The organism is Blautia sp. AF34-10, assembly GCF_003477865.1.
GTDB lineage: Bacteria > Bacillota > Clostridia > Lachnospirales > Lachnospiraceae > Fusicatenibacter > Fusicatenibacter saccharivorans.
This window is the reverse complement of the sequence record NZ_QUED01000009.1, coordinates 60273-81211: the sequence shown is the minus strand read 5'-3', so window position 1 is coordinate 81211 and position 20939 is coordinate 60273. Positions and strand designations below refer to the sequence as shown.

General features: G+C 50.9%; 14 protein-coding genes and 4 pseudogenes. 1 reads left to right on the top strand and 17 read right to left on the bottom strand.

Annotated features, from left to right (window positions below; all coding sequences use genetic code 11):
• Positions 1-11 precede the first annotated feature (11 nt).
• From DWZ60_RS07525 to ftsH, 9 genes and pseudogenes are all read right to left on the bottom strand, one after another.
• A pseudogene (locus DWZ60_RS07525) lies at positions 12-2308 on the bottom strand (RelA/SpoT family protein).
• Between the two features lie 47 nt (positions 2309-2355).
• Entirely contained in the window at positions 2356-2880 is a 525-nt protein-coding gene (locus tag DWZ60_RS07520) for an adenine phosphoribosyltransferase (RefSeq protein WP_119221460.1), read from the bottom strand.
• 131 nt (positions 2881-3011) lie between these two features.
• Positions 3012-4735, bottom strand: a pseudogene (recJ, locus tag DWZ60_RS20710) (single-stranded-DNA-specific exonuclease RecJ).
• A 79-nt stretch (positions 4736-4814) separates the two neighbouring features.
• Entirely contained in the window at positions 4815-7094 is a 2280-nt protein-coding gene (gene secD / locus DWZ60_RS07510) for a protein translocase subunit SecD (RefSeq protein WP_117509424.1), read from the bottom strand.
• A 24-nt stretch (positions 7095-7118) separates the two neighbouring features.
• Entirely contained in the window at positions 7119-8477 is a 1359-nt protein-coding gene (scfB, locus tag DWZ60_RS07505) for a thioether cross-link-forming SCIFF peptide maturase (protein ID WP_117509255.1), read from the bottom strand.
• Between the two features lie 116 nt (positions 8478-8593).
• On the bottom strand, positions 8594-8734 hold the full coding sequence (gene scfA, locus DWZ60_RS07500) for a six-cysteine ranthipeptide SCIFF (protein ID WP_022461131.1): 141 nt from the start codon (positions 8732-8734) through the stop codon (positions 8594-8596).
• Between the two features lie 133 nt (positions 8735-8867).
• On the bottom strand, positions 8868-9260 hold the full coding sequence (locus tag DWZ60_RS17275) for a TIGR04086 family membrane protein (RefSeq protein ID WP_158554962.1): 393 nt from the start codon (positions 9258-9260) through the stop codon (positions 8868-8870).
• A 61-nt stretch (positions 9261-9321) separates the two neighbouring features.
• Positions 9322-11019, bottom strand: coding sequence for a hypothetical protein (locus DWZ60_RS17270; RefSeq protein WP_158576351.1), 1698 nt, complete (start codon positions 11017-11019; stop codon positions 9322-9324).
• Between the two features lie 152 nt (positions 11020-11171).
• Positions 11172-13031: an ATP-dependent zinc metalloprotease FtsH gene (gene ftsH / locus DWZ60_RS07490; RefSeq protein WP_117509257.1), complete on the bottom strand. Its 1860-nt coding sequence runs from the start codon at positions 13029-13031 to the stop codon at positions 11172-11174.
• A 253-nt stretch (positions 13032-13284) separates the two neighbouring features.
• Between ftsH and DWZ60_RS07485 the strand changes: the two genes are divergently transcribed.
• Positions 13285-14178, top strand: a complete 894-nt coding sequence (locus DWZ60_RS07485) for an RluA family pseudouridine synthase (RefSeq protein ID WP_330422174.1) — start codon at positions 13285-13287, stop codon at positions 14176-14178.
• Between the two features lie 113 nt (positions 14179-14291).
• Here the strand turns inward: DWZ60_RS07485 and DWZ60_RS07480 are convergent, their stop codons facing one another.
• From DWZ60_RS07480 to truA, 8 genes and pseudogenes are all read right to left on the bottom strand, one after another.
• Positions 14292-14792, bottom strand: a complete 501-nt coding sequence (locus tag DWZ60_RS07480; RefSeq protein ID WP_022461366.1) for a heme-degrading domain-containing protein — start codon at positions 14790-14792, stop codon at positions 14292-14294.
• A gap of 191 nt (positions 14793-14983) precedes the next feature.
• On the bottom strand, positions 14984-15778 hold the full coding sequence (locus DWZ60_RS07475; RefSeq protein ID WP_055219472.1) for an RnfABCDGE type electron transport complex subunit B: 795 nt from the start codon (positions 15776-15778) through the stop codon (positions 14984-14986).
• Positions 15779-15791: 13 nt separating this feature from the next.
• Positions 15792-16367, bottom strand: coding sequence for an electron transport complex subunit RsxA (gene rsxA, locus DWZ60_RS07470; RefSeq protein WP_022461368.1), 576 nt, complete (start codon positions 16365-16367; stop codon positions 15792-15794).
• A pseudogene (rsxE, locus tag DWZ60_RS20705) lies at positions 16364-17066 on the bottom strand (electron transport complex subunit RsxE). The gene rsxA and the pseudogene rsxE overlap by 4 nt, the downstream one beginning before the upstream one ends.
• Positions 17063-17701, bottom strand: coding sequence for an FMN-binding protein (locus DWZ60_RS07460; protein WP_119221458.1), 639 nt, complete (start codon positions 17699-17701; stop codon positions 17063-17065). Before DWZ60_RS07460 ends, rsxE begins: the two are co-directional and overlap by 4 nt.
• The gene (locus tag DWZ60_RS07455) at positions 17698-18654 is read right to left on the bottom strand and encodes an RnfABCDGE type electron transport complex subunit D (protein WP_119221457.1); all 957 of its coding nucleotides are present in this window, start codon (positions 18652-18654) and stop codon (positions 17698-17700) included. Before DWZ60_RS07455 ends, DWZ60_RS07460 begins: the two co-directional genes overlap by 4 nt.
• Positions 18655-18667: 13 nt before the next feature.
• A pseudogene (gene rsxC, locus DWZ60_RS20700) lies at positions 18668-19995 on the bottom strand (electron transport complex subunit RsxC).
• A gap of 106 nt (positions 19996-20101) precedes the next feature.
• Complete coding sequence (gene truA / locus DWZ60_RS07445; protein WP_117760794.1) at positions 20102-20839, bottom strand: tRNA pseudouridine(38-40) synthase TruA; 738 nt, start codon at positions 20837-20839, stop codon at positions 20102-20104.
• Positions 20840-20939 lie beyond the last annotated feature (100 nt).

Sequence of the window (20939 nt, the reverse complement as noted above, 5' to 3'; positions counted from 1 at the left end):
TTTTCTCCTTTTTATCCTCTCGATCTCTGAATATCGATCACGCTCTCCACCTGGCGTACCTTCTCGATGATGCTGTTCAGCTCTTCGTTGTTGTGCACGTCGAACGTCACATCGATGGAAGCCGTTCCCTGCTTGCTCGTTCTCACGTTCATCGCCGCAAGGTCGATCTTCCGCTCGGTAAAGATCTTGGAGATATCCACCAGAAGACCGGTACGGTTGTTTGCGTAAACGCTGATCTCCACGGTATAGAGAGAGCCGCCGTTGTCCTCTGCCTGCCATTCAGCATCAATGAGGCGCGCCCGCTCAGATTCCGGCAGATTCAGGACATTGACACAGTCGGTGCGGTGAATGGTCACGCCGCGTCCTCTTGTGACAAAGCCCACGATCTCATCGCCCGGGATCGGATTGCAGCATTTTGAGAAGCGAACTGCCACATCGTGGATACCGCGCACGACGATGCCGCCCTTGCTCTTTCCAACCGGCAGAACTTTCTCTCCGGATGCCGCCTCGAGCACCTGCTCGTCGGTGATCTCTTTTTTATGTTGCTTTTCGTACGTCTCAATCAGCTTGTTGAGGACCTGGCCCTCTTTTAAGCCGCCGTGGCCGATGGCCGCAAGAACGGAATCCCAGTCGCGGAAGCCGTACTTTCTCATGACAGCCTCTTCGTACATCGGTTTCGTATAGATTCCAAGGTTTTTGCCCTTCAGCTTTGCATAGCTGGTGAGCATTTCCTTGCCTTTGACGATGTTGTCCGTCTTGTTCTGCTGGCGGAACCACTGGTTGATGCGGCTCTTTGCCTGGGAACTCTTCGCAATTTTCAGCCAGTCGCGGCTCGGTCCCTTGGAGTTCTGCGAGGTGATGATCTCGACGCGGTCTCCGTTGTGAAGTTCCGTCTCGATCGGCACGAGTTTTCCGTTGACCCTCGCTCCGACCATCTTGTTGCCGACCGCACTGTGGACGGAATAAGCAAAGTCGATGGCACAGGAGCCGACCGGAAGCGTTTTGACATCGCCCGCCGGGCTGAAACAGTAAACATTGTCGGCAAACAGGTCGAGATCGCTCTTTAAGAGGTTCATGAACTCATGGTTGTCCGCCATGTCCTGCTGCCACTCCAGAATCTGGCGCAGCCAGGTCAGTTTTTCCTCTTCCTGCTCCGGTCCCGGTTTCTTGCCGTCGGAGGCCTCTTTGTATTTCCAGTGTGCAGCGATACCGTATTCTGCAATCCGGTGCATCTCATAAGTACGGATCTGAATCTCAAACGGCTGTCCGTTCGGTCCGATCAGGGTTGTATGCAGGGACTGGTAACGGTTTGGCTTCGGCATCGCAATGTAATCTTTGAAACGGCCCGGGATCGGCGTGTACATTTCATGGATGACACCGAGCGCTGCATAGCAGTCTTTGACGGATTCCACGATGATGCGGACCGCAAAGAGGTCATAGATCTGATCCAGCGTCTTATGCTGGTTGACCATCTTTTTGTAGATGCTGAAAAAGTGCTTGATTCGTCCGTTGACATCTGCCTCAATGCCGGCCTGGTGGATATGACGGGTCACCTCTTTTACGATCGCATCGACAAACTCCTGCCGCTGCTCCCGCTTCATGCTGACCTTCTGCACCAGTTCATAGTACGCATCCGGCTCCAGATATTTCAGAGAAAGGTCATCGAGTTCGACCTTGATCTTGGAAATACCGAGGCGCTGTGCGATCGGGGCATAAATATCCATCGTCTCACGCGCTTTTTTCTTCTGCGTCTCCGGCGACCAGTACTGTGCAGTCCGCATGTTGTGCAGACGGTCCGCCAGTTTTACCAGAATAACACGGATATCCTTTGCCATCGCAAGGAACATCTTTCTCAGGTTTTCTGCCTGCTCCTCGACCTTATCCGCAGAATATTTCAGCTGTGCCAGCTTCGTGACACCGCTTACAATCAGGACACCTCCGGGCCGAACTCCTCGGTCAGCTCCTCTTCGGTCATGACGGTATCTTCGACAACGTCGTGCAGAAGGCCTGCCGCGATCGACTCCTTGTCGAGCTCCAGATCTGCCAGGATAATTGCCACACAGAGCGGATGGATGATGTACGGTTCCCCGCTCTTTCTTTTCTGGTCCTTATGTGCATCCGCTGCCACGCGGTATGCTTTTTCGATCAGGGAAATATCGTCCGATGGATGATATTTTTTCACAGAAGCGATCAATTCCCCGTATAATTCCTCCGGACTTGTAAAATCGTCCGTCTTGCGGATTCTGGCTTCTGCCGCCGCCACATCCTTCTTTAATTCTTCTTCACTGATTCTTTTCTCTTCTTCCATATGTATCCTCCGCTCTCATGATTAACCCCTGCGTTTCGTTGGATACGTTATTTGCCATCGTAACGGATGACAGATTTTACATCATATTTTGCCAGTTTTTCGCGTCCTTTTAAGCCGGCAAGCTCCATCAGGAACACGATTCTGGTTACTTCGCCGCCGAGGCGCTCGATCATTTTTGCACAAGCCTCCACGGTACCGCCGGTTGCAATCAGGTCGTCGATGATGACTACCTTCTGGCCCGGTTTGATGGAGTCTTTGTGCATCTCGATCGTTGCGCTGCCGTACTCCAGGTCATACCTCTCCTCGATGGTCTCCAGAGGAAGTTTTCCTTTTTTACGGATCGGCACGAACGGTTTGTGCAGATTGTAAGCAATCGGCATACCGAAAATGAAGCCGCGGGACTCGGTTCCGCAGATTACGTCACAGTCTACTTCTTCTACAAAATGCTGCATCTCATCTATGGCAAGCTGCAGTCCGTCTGCGTCCTGCAGGATACTCGTTACATCTCTGAAAATAATACCCGGTTCCGGGAAATCCGGAATACTTCTTACGTAATCCTCTACTTTTTTCATAAAATATTCCTCCGTTTCGTCAAGGTTTGACAATTCACCTTACAGTATAGCATCAATATTCTTCTGCGTCAATTTTGTTTCCGATAGAAAACAGGGCAGAAAAATCAGGTATTTGCGGCTTTTCTGCATCTTTAAAAATAACTCTGGATATTGATCTGTAATTTGTCGCGTCCGTTCCACGTATCGATCGACGGATAGTACGCTACCGAGAGGGTCGGATGTGCATCCACGTATGCGGCGAACGCTTCTCCCTCGCCGAAATAGACACCATCCATCTGGTATCCGCCCGCATCGGCAAGCTGTACTTTCACCACGTTTCTATTCTTTCCAAAAATGCGGTAATTTAATACAGTCAGTCCTTTCTGTGCGAACAGCGGTTTCGTGTTGCCTTTTCCGAACGGCTCCAAGAGACTTAACTGGCGGATCAGATTTTTGGTGATGTAGGTGATCGGCATCGGCACATCGATCACAACTTTTTCGACGAAATCCTCTTCCGTCAGCGTGGAATTATCGTTCAGTGCCCGGCGGAACGGTTCGATCATCTCCTCTCCTGCGAGGGAAAGGCCCGCAGCCATCGGGTGGCCGCCGAATTTCGTCATCAGTTCTTTGCATTTGCAGAGCTCCTCATACATCGAATACGCTTCGATCGAGCGGCCGGAGCCCTTGACGCCCTCCTCACTTCTGGTGAGTACGAAGGATGGTTTGTGGAAGTGCTCCCGCAGGCGACCTGCGATGATTCCGGCAAGGCTCTCGTGGCAGTCCGGCAGATAGACGACGAGGACTTTGTCGTTCTGCAGCGGGGAGGTTTCCACGAGCTCGATTGCTTTCGCCTCACCCTGGCGCGTCAGCTCTTTGCGGCTTTCATTCAGGTCTTTCAAGTCCCCGGCAAGCTTTGCGGCCTCCTCACGTGTCTTTGCGCAGAGCAGTTTTAACGAATGCTCCGCCGTGTCAAGCCGTCCCGATGCGTTGATGCACGGGCCGAGAACGAAGCCGATGTGATACGGTGTCACGTTTTCCGCCTCGATGCCCTGCACACGGATCAGCTCCTGCAGGCCGAGGTTCTGCGTTTTATGGAGCGCCCGAGGCCGGCTTTTACAAAAATCCGGTTTTCTCCCTGCAGATCCATCACATCACCGATCGTCGCAATGGCGACAAATTCCAGAAAGCGGAAGCTGTGCTCCTTTGGAATACCTGCTTTTGCCTCCATCGTCTGGATCAGTTTCCATGCGACGGCCGCACCGCAGAGGCCCGGAAACGGATAGGAACAGTCTTTCTGTTTCGGATTGACAACCGCGTCCGCTGGCGGCAGGATGTAGCGGCGTTCTCCGTTTTCATCCTCCTCAAACGGAACCTCGTGGTGGTCCGTCACAACAACCGTCATGCCAAGTTCTTTTGCCAGACGGATCTGACTGCCCGCCGCGATGCCGTTGTCACAGGTGACGATCGTGTCCCGCCCCTCATCCGCGGCAAACTGCACAAGATGCTCATTTAAGCCGTATCCGTCTGCAATCCGGTCCGGGATACGCACATCCGCATCGGCACCGAGATCTTTTAATCCGGTCAGCAGAATATACGTTGCCGTAACACCGTCGATGTCGTAGTCCCCGATGATGCGGATCGGCTTTTTCTCCCGAATTTTTTCTGCGATCAGATCTGCCGCGCGCTCCATATCCTTCATCAGCAGCGGATCGTGGAGCTGCTCCAGATCACCGAAGAGATACTCTTCGATCTCTTTCTCCCCGGTCACATCCCGGTTCCGGATCAGGCGGGCGATGACGGGATCGATGCCGAACCGGTCCGCAATTGCCTGGAAATCGGCGCGTTTTGCCGAAACTACCCAGCGTTCTTTCTTCATATGTTCTCCTCTTTCCTGTTAGCAGGAAACGCCGGACTTTTCCGGTCCGGCGTTTCTCTTTTTATGGTTTTTGCTGCTTTTATTTATTTTTTGTCTTATTCTGTACTGCTTTGGACGGCACATATTTGTTTTTTCCAACGTGCTTCATCACATACCACAGGGCACCTGTGATGCAGACAGAAGTGTAAGCTCCGCATACGATACCAACCATCAGAGGTGCTGCAAAGTCGCGGATGGAAGAAACTCCCATCACGAACAGAACAAAGATGGTGATAAAGGTGGTGAGGGAACTGTAAATGCTTCGGGTCAGGGTGTCCGTGATGCAGCGGTCAACCAGGGACTCGATCGGCTCTCTCTTTAACTCCGGCAGATTCTCACGGATACGGTCGAAGATGACGATCGTACTGTTGATGGAATAGCCGAGGATCGTCAGCATACACGCGATAAAGGTGCTGCCGACCGAAATACGGGATACCACATAGAATCCGAATACAATGGCGATATCGTGCATCAGTGCAAGGATGGCACTCGATGCGAAACGGATGTCGCGGAAACGGATCCAGATGTACAGCAGCATGCAGACTACAGCGATGATAACTGCTTTCATCGCATTCTGGCTCATTTCTTTACTTACAGTAGAAGAAATGTTGTCGAAAGTGATTTCAGAAGTATCGACACCGAAATTGTCTGCCATTGCCTGGTAAACCTGCTCACGCTCTTCCAGAGTCAGAGAACGTGTTTTGATGATGACATTGTTGCCTCCGACAACCTTTGTCATCTGAATATTGGAATCTTTTGTCACGCCTTCCACAACCGGCTCTACCTCTTTGTCCAGCTCTTCGATGGAGTAATCCTCGTTGAACGGAACGTTGATGGAAGTACCGCCCTTGAAGTCAAGGCCGAAGTTCAGTGCGCTTCCCTTTGTCTGATGCATGAAAATCATGCTGGCTGGAACGGCAAGCAGCAGAATGCAGGAGATCGTGAAGAAGATCTTTCTCTTTTCCACAAATGGAAATCCCTTGCGCTCTTTCTTGGTTCCGTAGTATTTCGCATCCTTCAGTCCCATACCGTACAGGCTGTTGACCAGCAGTCTGGAAACAACCATGGCGCTGAACATGGAAAGAACAATACCAAGAGCAAGTGTCATGGCGAATCCGCGGACACTTCCGCTCGCAAGCGCATACAGAACAGCTGCTGCAATCAAGGTCGTCACGTTTCCGTCCAGGATGGCAGAAGCTGCCTTCTTGAATCCGTCGCGGATTGCCGCATGAACCGTCTTTCCGGCACCGATCTCCTCCTCGATACGGGCATAAATGATAACGTTCGCATCGACCGCCATACCGATCGACAGGATAACACCTGCGATACCAGGCAGGGTCAATGTCAGGTCAAATGCATTTAAAGCAATCAGATTCAGCTCAACATAGATGAGCAGTGCCCATCCGGCAGCAATACCAGGCAGGCGATATACGATTGCAAGGAAAAGGATAATCAGTACAATGCCGATCGCTCCCGCTTTTACGCTGGTGGAAACAGCTGCAGATCCAAGCTGTGCTCCAACGACGCTGGAGTTGATCTCCTCAAGTTTCAGGGAAAGGGAACCGATACGGAGGGTGGATGCCAGGCTGGTTGCTTCATCCCAGTCCATGTTTCCGCCGGAGATGACTGCAGTACCATCGGAAATCACAGCGTTTACACTCGGTACACTGACGAATTTTTCATCATAATAGATACCGATGCTCTTTCCTGCGCTGTAGGCTTCCTGGGTTGCGTCTGCAAATTTCTGTTTTCCTTCGTCGGTCATTTTCAGCTGAACGACGCTCTCGGTTGCTTTTGTGGTGGAGTTCTGCTGATGCATGGCTTCTGCGCTCTCCACATCTTTACCGGTCAGAACGACGGAGCCGTCCTCCTCGAGCTCTTCGATAGTTTTTCCGTTCAGAACGTACTCGCCGGTCGAGCTGTCGTAGGTGTAGTTTTCTGTTCCGTCATCGTTGGTCTGTTTGATGAAATACAGGCTTCCCGGTTTACCCATCTCTTCCAGAATGGTGGTTGCATCGGTTGCACCCGGGATTTCAATGGTGATACGGTTGTCGCCCTGCAGATATACCTGTGCCTCTTCGCTGTACTGCTGCGCACGCTGTTCCAGCTTGTAGCGGGTATCTGACATTTCTTCGTCTGTCGGGTTGTCCTTTACGGCCTGGTAGGTAATGCTGACACCGCCGGACAGATCCAGACCCAGGTTGATGTTCTTCATCGAACCGGTTCCGGTAGGACCCCATCCTTTGATCATCGTCCATCCAAGAAGCACTGTTACAATGGCTGCCAGGACGAGCGCGATGATACTCTGTTTCTTTTTCATCATGTCGCGATTTTCCTCTTTTCTTTAATCTTCGGCCAGAGCTGCCTTTATCATCAATGCGCACTCGATCCGCTTCTGCTGCATCTTACAGCCGATCTCGTAAACATCGTTGATCTTACCTGTGAAGTTGTAGGAGTTTGCCGCGCATCCGCCGCTGCAGTAGAACCGTGCAAAGCACTGGCTGCACTCCTTTTTGGAATAAACGTTGCATTTTTTGAATTCGTTGACCGTTTCTGTCTTTTTCACGCCTTCGTAAACATTTCCAAGGCAGAAATCTTCCTGTCCTACGAACTGGTGGCACGGATAGAAATCGCCCCACGGTGTTACCGCAAGGTACTCGGTTCCGGAACCGCAGCCGGAAAGACGTTTATAAACACATGGTCCGCCGGTCAGATCGATCATAAAGTGGAAGAAATTGAAGCCTCTTCCTTCTTTTTCTCTCTTGATCATCTCTCTTGCCAGAATGTCGTACTGTTCGAAGATCACCGGAAGGTCTTCCTCACGGATCGCATAGTCCTCGGTCGGAGGCGCTACAACAGGCTCAACCGAGATCTGCTTGAAGCCGAGGTCTGCCAGATGGAGAACATCAGCTGCAAAGTCTGTGTTGTAATGCGTGAAGGTTCCGCGCACATAGTATTTATCCTGATGACGAAGCTCAGCGAATTTCTGGAATTTCGGCACGATCAGATCGTAGCTTCCGGCACCTTTGCGGAACGGACGCATGTGATCGTGAACTTCTTTTCTTCCGTCGATACTTAATACGACGTTGCCCATCTCTTTATTGCAGAACTCCATGACCTCGTCGTTTAAGAGAACACCGTTGGTGGTCAGGGTGAAACGGAAGTTCTTGTTATGTAACTTCTCCTGTTCTCTTCCGTAGGCTACGAGCTGTTTTACAACATCCCAGTTCATCAGCGGTTCACCGCCGAAGAAATCTACCTCGAGGTTTCTTCTGCTGCCGGAGTTTGCGATCAGGAAATCAAGCGCTTTTTTGCCGACTTCCAGGGACATCAGTGCACGTCTTCCGTGATACTCGCCCTCTTCTGCGAAGCAGTAACGACAGGCAAGGTTGCAGTCGTGTGCAATGTGGAGGCAGAGTGCTTTTACGACGGTCGGACGGTTGGAAAACTGATCAATTGCGTTTTCGTAAATGTCTTTTGTAAAGAGCATGCCGTTATCTGTAAGTTCCTGAATTTCTTCTCTGGCTTCGGTGATGTCCTGCTCGGCATATTTACTGCTAAGCGCCTCTGCTGCCTCTTCTGCATTTTTTCCTTCGTTCATGCAGGAAAGGACATCGTATACGCAGTCATCCACAACATGGACGGAGCCGCTGTTGACGTCCAGCACCATGTTGAAGCCATTGCTTTTATATAAATGTATCACTGTGGTATTCCTTTCTATAACTCTCTCTTTTTTTGATGTGCCTGGCAAAAAGAATGTTCCCAAATCCGGCGAAACCGGTTCTGGGAACACCTTTTACTCGTCCTTATGGATTACTTTTACTTATGCTCGCAGCTCTGGTTGCCTACGGTGCAAGAAGTCTTACATGCGGACTGGCAGGATGTCTGGCACTCACCGCATCCACCTTTTTTTACAGTGTTCTGTAAGCTTTTTGTATTTAAAGTTTTGATGTGTTTCATGGCACATTCCTCCTTCATTGTAGTTGACGCGCGACTTTTTTATAGTCTTCGGCCATTAGCTCTTCCCATTATAGCATAGGTTTTTCAAATTTAAAAGTCTGTTTTTTGAAAAAATGTTCTGTTTTGTCCGCTTTTATCTGCCGTGTGCCGTCATTCCGCCTGCCATTCCGCCGACGGCACAGACTGCTGCCGCCCACAGAAGTCTTCCGGCTCCGGCAAATCCGCCCGGCAGGAAGACTGCGGAGACGATGATCAGAATGGCAAAATACACGATTCCAAAGCAGATGCCCCAGAGAAACCGCCGTTTTCCCGCCATGTTTCCTGCCATTCTTCCGCCGGAAAAGCTTGATGCCAGATAGATCACCACAATGCCCGCCTGCACCCAGCTTTCCTTCCAGGAAAATTTCCAGAGCAGGAAAGACAGCAGCAAAAGAAGAAGCACCGAGATCAGATAGGAAACGAGAAGAGCCTTCAGCCAGCTGATCCCGCTGCCCGCACCCACCGCCCATGTTTTCTTTTCTTCCATAAGAAAAAGCCCTCCCATACTGTAAATGTATGGAATGGCTTTTCCGGATATGCCTGTTTCTTTATTTTTCGTCAAACGGATGATTCTTTTTGAATTCCAGCCATGCGGCCATGCTATTTGCGCGTTTCGCCTGCATCTGAAGGAATGCCATGCAGAACATAACGGCTGCAGAAAGTGCGGAGCTGATCGCCAGCGGAAGCACCATCGTCTCATCGCCGGTGTTGACCGGGATGCTGCGGATGCTTACAGTGGTCTGTGTCTTCTTCTGCGGAATCTTTGTGCTTCCGGTATTGGAATTGGAAGAGCTGTTGTTACTGCTGCTCTTCGACGGTGTGGCTGTCGGAGTCGGAGTGGATGTCTTATTCGTTCCGTAGTTGTCCGGTCCTACAAGGATCGTTCCTGCGGCACGCAGCGTACTTACGTCATCGGCTGCACTTGCTGTCATTTCACCTGCACTCAGGTTGGATTTCTGCTCTGCAGCTGCAAGCAGTTCATGCTCGCCTTCGTCCGCCGTCTCAGCTTCTGCTGTTTCCGTCTGCTCCTCTGATACAAGGCTTCTGGACAGACTTACTGCCACCGGCTGGATCAAAAGAGAGACATTGGAGATCAGATAGCCGTCTTCTGTGCTGTCCGTACCGGATGGATTGGAAATTTCATCGAAATTTTTTACGGTTTCGTTTTCTTTCTGAATTTCATCTTTTACAAGGTCATCCAGATTTTCATCCTGTTTCCACTGGTCCGATGATGCATCATTTCCCGTTCCGTTCTGGTTATCCTGGTTTGTATCGTCCTGGTTTGTATCATCTGCTGCAGGATCGTCTTTTGCTGTATCATCCGGGGCAGGTGTCACGGTTGGATCTTCTGCCGGAGTTTCCGGATTCTCCGGATTTTCACTGTCATCGGTATTCTCGCCCGGTGCTGTCGTCGGAGTTACTTCCGGCGTTACGGTCGGTTCCGCATCCGGTGTCGGCGCTGCCGTTGGTGTATCCCCTGTATCTTCTCCGTTGTCCGCATCCGGTGTCGGAGTTGCCGTTGGTTCCTCCGCCGGCGTTACGGTCGGCTCTGCGTCCGGCGTTTCCGTCGGTTCTGCGTCCGGGGTCACCGTTGGTTCTGCGGTTGGCTCTGCATCCGGCGTTTCCGTCGGACCCGGAGTTGGTGTTACGGTATCTTCTGCCGCATCCGGTGCCGGAGACTCGCCTGGCGCAAGCGTTGGTGTTTCCGAAACCGTTTCTTTTGCTTTTTCTGCTGCCAGAACAGCCTCATATCCGGCTTCTGTCACCACGATTTCATCTGCCGCAAAAACGGTATCTGTTACTCTTCCCCAAAAGTCTGTTTTCTGCTGTTTCTTTCGATACGTTTCCAGCTCTTTTTCATCCATTCCGACGAATACCAGATATTTTTCTGCTGCTTCCTCCGCTGCCGTTTTGCTGGTATCTGCAGCAGTGTTTTTTTCGGTTGTTTTCCCGTCCGCCTGCAGTTCTGCCGCTGCAACTGCAAGAAGCTCCTGTGCTTTTTCCACGGTTTTTACTGCTGTCTCTGCCGTTGTACCGTCTGCCGTATCATCGCCGGTTTTCAGATTCACATAAACGGCTGCCCGTTTTGTCTCTGTACCGTTCTCCGTTCCGGAGACAGTTTCGTTCTGTACTGCGCTTTTTTCCGTTCCTGCCGATGCGCTGGCACGGAGCGGAACTGCATCGGAAAATACCAGTGTGCCCGCAAGGACAGCACCCATCACTTTCCATGCCTGTTTTTTCTTCATTGCGTTTCTCCTTATGTTCTCTTGGTCTATCCTAAAAAAATCTGTCTTTTTGTGTCATAATTTCGCATTACAGCATTATAGCACAAGAAAGAATCCCGCGCAAGGCTGAAGTCGCCTTGAAACGCGGGATTCTCATCTGCTTTTATCGCTTTTTAGTTTGTTTCCATTCTCGTTGTCGTGAGCTGATCCGGGGATAAATTCAGGATTTCCATAAACTCATCACCTGTGATCGTCTCTTTCTCATACAGATATTTTGCCAGCTCGTGGAGTTTCGGCATGTTATCTTTTAAGAGCTGCTCTGCTTTGTCGTACTGTTTTCTGACTGCTGCAACAACCTTCTCATCAATCTGTGCTGCTGTCGATTCGGAGCATGCCAGGGAAGTGTCACCGCCGAGGTACTGGTTCGTTACCGTCTCAAATGCAACCATACCAAATTCCTCGTTCATACCGAAGCGGGTGATCATGGCTCTTGCCACCTTCGTTGCCTGCTCGATATCGTTCGAAGCACCTGTCGTGATGGAATGGAACACCAGATCCTCTGCCACACGGCCGCCGGTCAGGGTTGCAATTTTATTTTCCAGCTCTTCACGGCTCATCAGATTATGCTCATCTTCATCCACCTGCATCGTATAGCCGAGGGCGCCGGACGTACGCGGGATAATGGTGATCTTCGTAACTGGAGCGGAATGGCTCTGCAGTGCTGCGACGAGTGCATGGCCGACCTCGTGGTAGGAAACGATCAGTTTCTCTTTGTCGGTCATGATCTTATTCTTCTTCTGGTATCCGGCGATGACAACCTCAACGCTCTCCTCCAGATCCGCCTGGGTGACGAATTTTCTTCCATCACGGACGGCACGGAGTGCTGCCTCGTTGATCATATTGGCAAGTTCTGCACCAGAAGCACCGGATGCCATACGTGCGATCGCATTGTAATCGACATTGTCGCCCACGCGGATGTTTTTCGCATGGACTTTCAGGATTTCCTCACGGCCTTTTAAGTCAGGCAGTTCAACCGGCACACGGCGGTCGAAACGGCCCGGACGAAGAAGTGCCGGGTCCAGGGAATCCGGACGGTTCGTCGCTGCCAGAATGACAACGCCTTTCTTTCCATCGAATCCATCCATCTCGGCAAGCAGCTGGTTCAGGGTCTGCTCACGCTCGTCGTTTCCGGAGAATCCGCCGCCGTCACGTTTTTTGCCGACGGTATCGATCTCATCGATAAAGACGATACACGGTGCTTTCTCATTTGCCTGCTGGAACAGGTCACGCACCTTCGCAGCTCCCATGCCGACGAACATCTCGACAAACTCAGAACCGGAAATGGAGAAGAACGGAACATTTGCCTCTCCGGCTACTGCCTTTGCAAGCAGCGTTTTACCGGTTCCTGGAGGGCCGACAAGCAGTGCTCCTTTCGGCATTTTTGCACCAATTTCTTCATATTTTTTGGGATTATGGAGGAAGTCAACAATCTCCTGTAAAATTTCTTTTGCCTCATCCTCTCCGGCAACATCTGCAAATTTAATGCCGGTTTCGGACTGTACATAAACCTTGGCGTTGCTCTTTCCAAAGCTCATCGCATTTCCCATGCCGCCCATCATCTTGCTCGTCATGCGTTTCATCAGCCACTGTCCGAGCGCAACCATCACAACGATCGGTATTACCCATGTTAAAAGAAATTCCATGAGTGGCGACATCTGCTCTATGATCGGCGTTCCGAATTCGGTAATACCTGCCTCATATAAACGATCTACCAGCTTGTAATCATTCATCACACCCGTCTTATAATAATTCGCCGGGCTTGATTTGTCGCTGAAAATAATCTCATTTGACTGGATCTGGACTTCGCTGATTTCGTTGTTATCTACCATCTGCAAAAATTTTCCGTAATCAACTTCTGTTACTTTTGGCTCGAGAAGTCTCGGGAAAAGCAGAAGATTTAACAGCAGAATGACGATCAGCGCAATCACATAATAAAAAATTATGGGTTTTTTCGGTTTTTGCACCTGTTTCATCTGTATCCCCTCCTGTTTCTTGATTTTCTTTCTTTTTTAGTAGCATAAACTTTTCTTTCGCTAAAATCAATCAAATTCTGACATTTCATGAAACTTTTATACTTTTTTATATTTTCGCTATAGAAAGGTAAGTTTCTTGCTTTTCCATCTGTTTTCGGCTATACTTGCGAAAGACTGGGAAAGTCTCTTTTTGAAATTTTGCCCCGAAATGACAGGGTTCATTCGATAAAAAAGCTATAGAAACGGAGGTTTTGTGTATGGGACACAGGTTTACATATGTGGTTTCGCCGGAGGAGGAACGGGAAAATCTGACTGTGGAATGGTTTCTCCGCCGGCATGGATATTCGCGCCATATTATTACGGGCTAAAACGCACAGAGGACGGCATTTTCCGAAACGGCGTCCGCGCCTGGACGAGCCAGGCCGTGCACGCCGGGGATGTGATCGAAACGCACCTTGTCGAAACAGAACCCTCCGACGGAATTCTGCCGCGGCCGGTTCCGTTTTCGGTTGTGTATGAGGATGACGACATCCTCGTTGTGGATAAACCCGCTGATACGCCGATTCATCCGTCGATTGGAAATTATGAAAATACGCTGGCAAACGGCATTGCATGGTATTTTGAACAGAAAGGTGAACCCTTCGTCTACCGCTGCATCAACCGCCTCGACCGCGACACCACCGGCCTTATCGTACTCGCCAAGCACGCCTTAAGCGCCGCCGTCCTCTCCCAGGCCATGCGCTCCCGCGAAATCCACCGCACGTATCAGGCCTTCGCCCTCGGCGAAACCGCTGCATCCGGCACCATCGACGCCCCGATCGCCCGCCTCGACGGCTCCCTCATCCAACGCACCGTCGACTTTGCCTCCGGCGAGCGCTCCGTAACCCATTACCGCACCCTCGCACACTGCTCCGTTTTCTCCCACCTCGAACTCAACCTCGAAACCGGCCGCACCCACCAGATCCGCGTCCACATGGCTTACATCGGCCATCCGCTGCTCGGCGATACCCTCTACAACAAAACTCCCGGCACTTTCCCCCGCCAGGCACTTCACTCTGCATCGCTCTCCTTCGTCCATCCGATCACCGGAGAACCCTTAAACTTCCACGCACCACTGCCGGAAGATATGCAAAACCTGCTGACATAAACCAACCCCCGTGAGTTGCCGCTCACGGGGGTTTTGTTGTCCCTGATGGAACTGTCATGTCTTTTTGCCGGTGACATTGTATCATACACAAAATTTAGTTTCAATCATCATTTTCATACAGTTCTGATTCTCGGTACTTCATCGATATGCAAATATTTGCTGATGCATTTCACAATCACATCATGATCCGAAACCTGTCCCATGCCGGACACTGCTACGGTTGCCACAACGCCGACTTCTTCCACGCAGATCGGAAAACCTCCGCCCAGCATTGCGTATTCCTTCGGGTCCAGTACCATCTGTTTTACGCTCTCCGGCGCATTCGTCGCTGCCATGTAGAGCTGCAGCGAACTCCGCTCCGTCAGAAGCACCGAATTGCTCTTCCGTCTCATCAGCTCCACATTGTGCGGCGTAATGCCGTTATCACAATACTGGAATACAACTTCCCCGTTGCTTCTGCGAATCATGATGCCAACCTGCGCTCCGCGCCGTCTTGCCTCCATCAGGATCATCGTTCCCAGTTCCCATGCGTCTGCATTTGTAAAATGCGTAAACTGCAGAATATCCTCCTGCATATCGAGCACTTTCATCAGTTCATCCATTGTCATTGTCATACTTTTGCCCCGTCCTTTCTGCTATTTTATATTTTTTTAGCTTTTCGCCCCTCGTTTTCTGACTTTCAGTTTATCATTTTCCCAAATTCAAGTCAAGCCAGCCACCCCCGGCATTGGCTAACACGATATCACCGAAAAGCAAAAATTCCACGCCGCAGAAGTTCCCTCCCACAGCATGGAATTTCTCATTTTTATTTTTCTACCATAATACACTTCCGCGGGCAGTTCTCCGCGCAGAGGCCGCAGCCTGTACATTTTGCCGGGTCGATCTCCGCGCGCTGGTCCACAACGTGAATTGCATCCGACGGGCAGTTCTTCTCGCACTTCTTACATCCGATACAGCCGATCTCACACGCTGCCATCACCGCCTTGCCCTTCTCGGTTGAGCGGCATTTCACCGTGATCTTCTGCTCATACGGAATCAGGTCGATCAGATTTCTCGGACAGGCCTTCACGCAGGCACCGCATGCCTTGCACGCTTCGCCGTCCACAACGGCAATGCCGTTTTCAATATGGATCGCATCAAACTTACATGCCTTCACGCAGTTTCCAAAACCAAGACATCCGTTTCCGCAGCTCTTCGGACCGCCGCCCGGTACAAAACCAGCGTAGGAGCAGTCCCTTGCACCCGTGTATTCATACTTGTTCTTTGCCACGTCACACGTACCGGCGCACCGTACCACTGCTTTTCTGCGCTCCTGTGCTCCGGCTTCCTGTCCCATAATGGCACCGATCGCTGCCGCAACCGGAGAACCGCCGACTGGACAGACCGAAATCGGGGCTTCACCCTTTACCACTGCAGCCGCCGCTCCGTCACAGCCCGGGTAACCGCAGCCGCCGCAGTTGTTGCCCGGCAGCGCTTCACGGACCTTCGTCTCGCGCTCGTCCACTTCCACATAAAACTTCTTTCCGGCAATTCCAAGGAGAATACCAATCAAAAGGCCGGTTCCACCCACCATCAGGGTGGCTGCTAAAATACCATTCATCTCTTCATCCCTCCTAGATCATTCCGGAAAATCCCATAAATGCCATTGACATCAGCATAGCCGTAAGAAGAACGATCGGCATTCCTTTGAATGACTCCGGGATATCGTTGTACTCCATCTTTTCCCGCAGGCCGGCCATCAGCACCATGGCAATCGTAAAGCCGATTGCGGTTGCCAGACCGTAAACCGTACCCTGCAGAATCGTGTAATCCTTCTGTACGTTGATGAGTGCCACACCGAGTACCGCGCAGTTTGTTGTAATCAGCGGAAGGTAAACGCCGAGCGCTCGATACAGAGACGGAATCGTCTTTTTCAGGAACATCTCAACGAGCTGTACCAGCGCCGCGATGACAAGAATGAAAACGATCGTTTTCAGATAATCAAGTTCTGCCGGTGCCAGGATAAATTTGTAAATCAGACTTGTCACAAATGAAGAAATCGTGAGGACAAAAATAACCGCTCCGCCCATGCCGGCCGCCGTATCCATCTTTTTGGAAACACCGAGGAAAGCACAGATGCCGAGGAACTGGCTTAAGACAACGTTGTTCACCAGCGCCGCACCGATCGCAATTAAAATCAGTTCTTTCATTTCGCTTCCTCCTTTCCTTTCACAGCCTGGCAGTATGCCTTATTGGCACATGCCATACAGCCGGTCTCTTCTGCCGGGACTGCCGGTTTTCCGGTTTTCTCTGACTTCTGGCGTTTGATGCGGTTCTGCACCGCAACGAGCATTGCCAGCACAAGGAAGGCTCCCGGCGCCATAATAAAGATGTTGACCGGTTCGTAAGCGCCTGGCATTACCTGGATACCGAACAGGGTTCCGGCTCCGATCAGTTCACGGAACATACCGATCAGGGTCAGACCGACGGTAAAACCAAGGCCCATTCCGATACCATCAAATAAAGACGGGATCGGACCATGTTTCCAGCATATGCCTCGGCGCGTCCCAGGATGATACAGTTTACAACGATCAGCGGGATGTAGATGCCAAGGGCGGAATAGAGTGCCCGAATAAAACCTTCCATCAAAAATTCCACGATGGTTACAAACGATGCCACAACAACGATGTATGCTGGCATACGCACGCCGTCCGGGATGATTTTCCGAAGCAGGGAAATCATCAGGTTGGAGGCGGTCAGGATGACCATCGTCGCAAGGCCCATGCCGATACCGTTCTTTGCAGAAGTGGTAACCGCAAGCGTCGGACACATACCTAGCATCATGACGAGGTCGGGTTTTCTTTTATGATACCATTATAAAGCCGTTCCAGCGGCGTATCTTTTCTCATGAGTTCCCTCCCTCTCCGGAAAGCAGACCGGATTCGTTGCAGTAGTTAAAACAGCAGATTCCTGCATTGACACCGTTTGTTACAGCGTTCGTTGTCAGAGTTGCTCCGCTCAGCGCATCGATTTCATCATCCGCGGATGCGCCGGATTTTGTGTAGGAGAATGCTTCTACGTTTTTATCCTTGAACTGATTCTTGAAATCGTCTGTGTCGGCACGCATACCAAGGCCGGCCGTCTCGGAAAGTGACAGGAAAGAGATTCCTTTTGTCGTTCCGTCCGATGCAATTCCCATCGAGAACTGCATGCCGCCGCCATAGCCTTCGGTTGTGGAGATGATCTCAACCAGGCCGATCGTCGCGCCGGATGCGTCTTTTGCAAACAGCAGCTCATCTATCGTCTGGGCATTAAAATCGTGGCCAGTTAATGCTGCCGCAAGCTCTGCCTTTTCTGCATCGCTCATCGTTACTTCTTCAAAGGAAGCTGCCTCTGGAAATACATTCTGGCAGGATTCCTGTTTTTCTTTCTCCTGTTGCTTCTGAATCGGCTCCAGGGTTACCTGATGTGCCGCCCCGAGAAGCAATCCGGCAATCAGCGTGATCGCCGCAAGAATCAGTGCGTTTTTTATGATTTTGTTCATGCTTTTTTCTTGCCTCCTCTTCCGAATCCAACCGGCACGGTCACGCGCTCAATAAGCGGAACCAGAAGATTGGTAAAGATGATGGCATAGGAAACGCCCTCTGCCGAATTTCCAAAGATACGGAATACACCGGTCAGAAGTCCTAAAATGACCGCGTAGATATACTGTCCCTTCTTTGTGATCGGACGGGTAACGTAATCAGTTGCCATGAACCACGCACCAAGCATCAGACCACCGCCAAAAAGATGCGCGCCAAGGAAGTTGATATCAAAACCGTGGCCGCCGAAAATCAGGGCAAATAAAAGCTCTGTTCCAATGTAGATGAGCGGAATATTGAGGTCGATCACATGAATGCAGACAAGGAAAATGCCGCCAATCAGAAGTGCCAGTGCGGAAGTCTCACCGATCGTTCCGGCCGTATTTCCAAGGAACATGGACAGCAGATTCACCTGCTCTCCTGCTTTTGCTGCGGCGAGCGGTGTCGCACCGGATACGGTATCCACGAGGTGTGCGGCTGCCGGGGCAGCGAAGTTGGTCATATGACCCGGGAAGGAAATCAAAAGGAAGCATCTTCCTGCAAGCGCCGGATTCATAATGTTCTGGCCAAGACCGCCGAAAAGCTGTTTTACGACGAGAATTGCAAACACACCGCCGATTACCGGCATCCAAAGAGGCGCCTGCACCGGCATGTTCATGGCCAGCAGAAGGCCGGTTACCAGTGCACTGCCGTCGGCAATCGTCGCCGGTTTCTTCATTCCTTTTTCATACAGATATTCCGTCAGGGGACAGACTGCCATCGAAATCACAATCAGAAGCAGCGCCCTAAGGCCGAAATTCCAGATTCCCACGCAGGCTGTCGGGGCAAGGGCAAGCAGGACGGCAAACATGATTTTATCCGTCGTTACCTTGGACCGTGCGTGCGGGGAAGATGATACGTGTAATAATCCATTCATATGTAAGGTCCCCCTATTTTTTCTTTCTCTTTGCCAGAAGCACTTTACGCATTGAGCTGATCTCCTGCGTCAGCGGACGTCTTGCCGGGCAGATAAAGGAACAACAGCCACATTCACAGCACTCCATTCCGCCATATTTCAGGAACTTCTCTTCCTCACCGTGCTCCGCAAAAACAGAAAGGCGGGCCGGAAGAATCTGACCCGGACAGACGGAAACACAGCGTCCGCAATTGATGCAGGCAGATGGTGCCAGCGCAGATACTTCATCCTCCGTAAGGCAGGTCAGTGCAGATGTTGTCTTGGTAACAGGAACATCCATTGTAAACAGGGCTCTTCCCATCATCGGGCCGCCGCAGATGATCTTGACCGCCTCGTTTTTCAAACCGCCTGCCTGCTCTAAAAGTTCGGACAAGAGCATGCCGACCGGTACTTCAAAGTTGCACGGATTCTGTACAGCATCTCCCGTCACGGTAACGATACGGCTCATCAGCGGTTCGCCGAAGCGGACTGCCTGGTAAATAGCGGTCACGGTATCAATGTTATCCACGATACAGCCCGCGTCCGCCGGCAGCATGGAAGAATTTACCTTTCGCCCCGTTGCTGCATAGATCAGCATACGCTCGGCACCCTGCGGGTATTTCGTTTTAGTTCTAGAACCTCAATATTGTCCCCCGGAAGCACCAGCTCGCAAAATTTCGCGATACAGTCCGGTTTGTTGTCCTCAATGCAGATAATTCCCTTTGCTTTCGGGAACATATGCAGCATGATTTTTAAGCCTCCGATCACCTTTTCCGGCTCTTCGAGCATTCTGCGATAGTCGCTCGTCAGATACGGCTCACACTCTGCTCCATTGACGAGAATGTGGTCAATCGCTGACGGATCTTTCGGGGATACTTTGACGTGTGTCGGGAAGCCTGCACCTCCCATTCCCACGATTCCGGCCTCTTTGATCTTGTTCCGAATCGTATCTGCGTCGAGTTTTTCCCAGTGCGGGCACTCCTCAAATGTTTCTTTTTCATACAACCCGTCGTTCTCCACAACGATACAGTCTACCGGGGAACCGGCTGCGGAAACTTTTTTCTCAATTCCTTTTACCGTGCCGGAAACCGATGCGTAAACAGGAGCCGAAACAAACCCTCCCGCTTCTGCGATTTTCTGTCCCGCTTTTACATGATCGCCTTTTTGTACGATCGGCACAGCAGGCGCTCCGATGTGCTGTGACACTGCGTAATACAATAAGTTGCCCGGCTGCGCTTTGACAATCGGTTTGTCCTTAGAGAGCTCTTTTCCCTCGTACGGGTGAACGCCGCCATGAAAAGTATTTCTTTTCTTCTGAAACATGCTTTTCACCTCATCCTTTCTCTTTTCTATGCTGCATTTATCAATTCACAGCCTTTTTTCGGTTTTTTATGCAAAAAAGGCTGGTGCATTGCCCTGATTATTTCGGTTATTCATATCGGACTTCTTTTAACAGGAGTCCGCATGCCGGTGCAAGAAAACCCGCACTTTCGCGATTTTTTGCTTTGAGAAGCTCCGTCATTGATGCGATATCCCGTTTTCCCATCCCGGCCTCCACAAGTGTTCCGGTCAGGATCCGCACCATGTGGTACAGAAAACCGGTTCCGGTATAGGAAATGATAAGAATCCCGTCTTTCTCGCAGAAATCAATTCCGGTAATCGTCCGTACTGTCGATTTTTTCATACGTTTGTTGGCACAGAAGCTCCTGAAATCATACGTTCCGATAAACGCTTTCGATGCTTCTTTCATTTTTTCCACATCGAGCGGTGCTTCCGGAAAATACACGTATTTCCGCTCGAAAACATGTTTTCTGCCATCGATCACGATACGGTATTCGTATGTTTTGTCCACCGCATTCAGACGGCTGTGGAAGCGCTCCGGCATCCGCGCGAGGCTGGTGACTTCGATGTCTTCCGGCAGATAATGGTTGATTGTCTGCAGAAGTTCTTCATCGGATAAATCAGTATGGAACTTTGCATTTGCGACCTGTCCCGCCGCATGGACGCCGGCATCGGTTCTGCCCGCGCCGTGGATCTCCACCGGCTCTCCTGCGATCCTGGACAACAGCGTTTCGAGCTTGCCCTGAATCGTGTTGTCCGTATTTCCCTGCTTCTGCCAGCCGTTATAGCGCGTGCCATCGTACTGCAGGATCATTTTATAATTCATCTTTTTCTTCCTTCCTCTGTCCTGTTCTTCCTCTTCCTTTCAAATCATTTTTCTCCAGAGATGGGCTTTTCAGAACCATTTTCTTCTTTCCAAAGTGGCA

Bases quoted from the DNA above. Each gene is read 5' to 3' on its own strand.
- DWZ60_RS07520 (WP_119221460.1), bottom strand. From the start codon at position 2,880: ATGAAAAAAGTAGAGGATTACGTAAGAAGTATTCCGGATTTCCCGGAA.
- secD (WP_117509424.1), bottom strand. From the start codon at position 7,094: ATGAAAAAGAAACAGAGTATCATCGCGCTCGTCCTGGCAGCCATTGTA.
- scfA (WP_022461131.1), bottom strand. From the start codon at position 8,734: ATGAAACACATCAAAACTTTAAATACAAAAAGCTTACAGAACACTGTA.
- DWZ60_RS17275 (WP_158554962.1), bottom strand. From the start codon at position 9,260: ATGGAAGAAAAGAAAACATGGGCGGTGGGTGCGGGCAGCGGGATCAGC.
- DWZ60_RS17270 (WP_158576351.1), bottom strand. From the start codon at position 11,019: ATGAAGAAAAAACAGGCATGGAAAGTGATGGGTGCTGTCCTTGCGGGC.
- ftsH (WP_117509257.1), bottom strand. From the start codon at position 13,031: ATGAAACAGGTGCAAAAACCGAAAAAACCCATAATTTTTTATTATGTG.
- DWZ60_RS07480 (WP_022461366.1), bottom strand. From the start codon at position 14,792: ATGACAATGACAATGGATGAACTGATGAAAGTGCTCGATATGCAGGAG.
- DWZ60_RS07475 (WP_055219472.1), bottom strand. From the start codon at position 15,778: ATGAATGGTATTTTAGCAGCCACCCTGATGGTGGGTGGAACCGGCCTT.
- rsxA (WP_022461368.1), bottom strand. From the start codon at position 16,367: ATGAAAGAACTGATTTTAATTGCGATCGGTGCGGCGCTGGTGAACAAC.
- DWZ60_RS07460 (WP_119221458.1), bottom strand. From the start codon at position 17,701: ATGAACAAAATCATAAAAAACGCACTGATTCTTGCGGCGATCACGCTG.
- DWZ60_RS07455 (WP_119221457.1), bottom strand. From the start codon at position 18,654: ATGAATGGATTATTACACGTATCATCTTCCCCGCACGCACGGTCCAAG.
- truA (WP_117760794.1), bottom strand. From the start codon at position 20,839: ATGAATTATAAAATGATCCTGCAGTACGATGGCACGCGCTATAACGGC.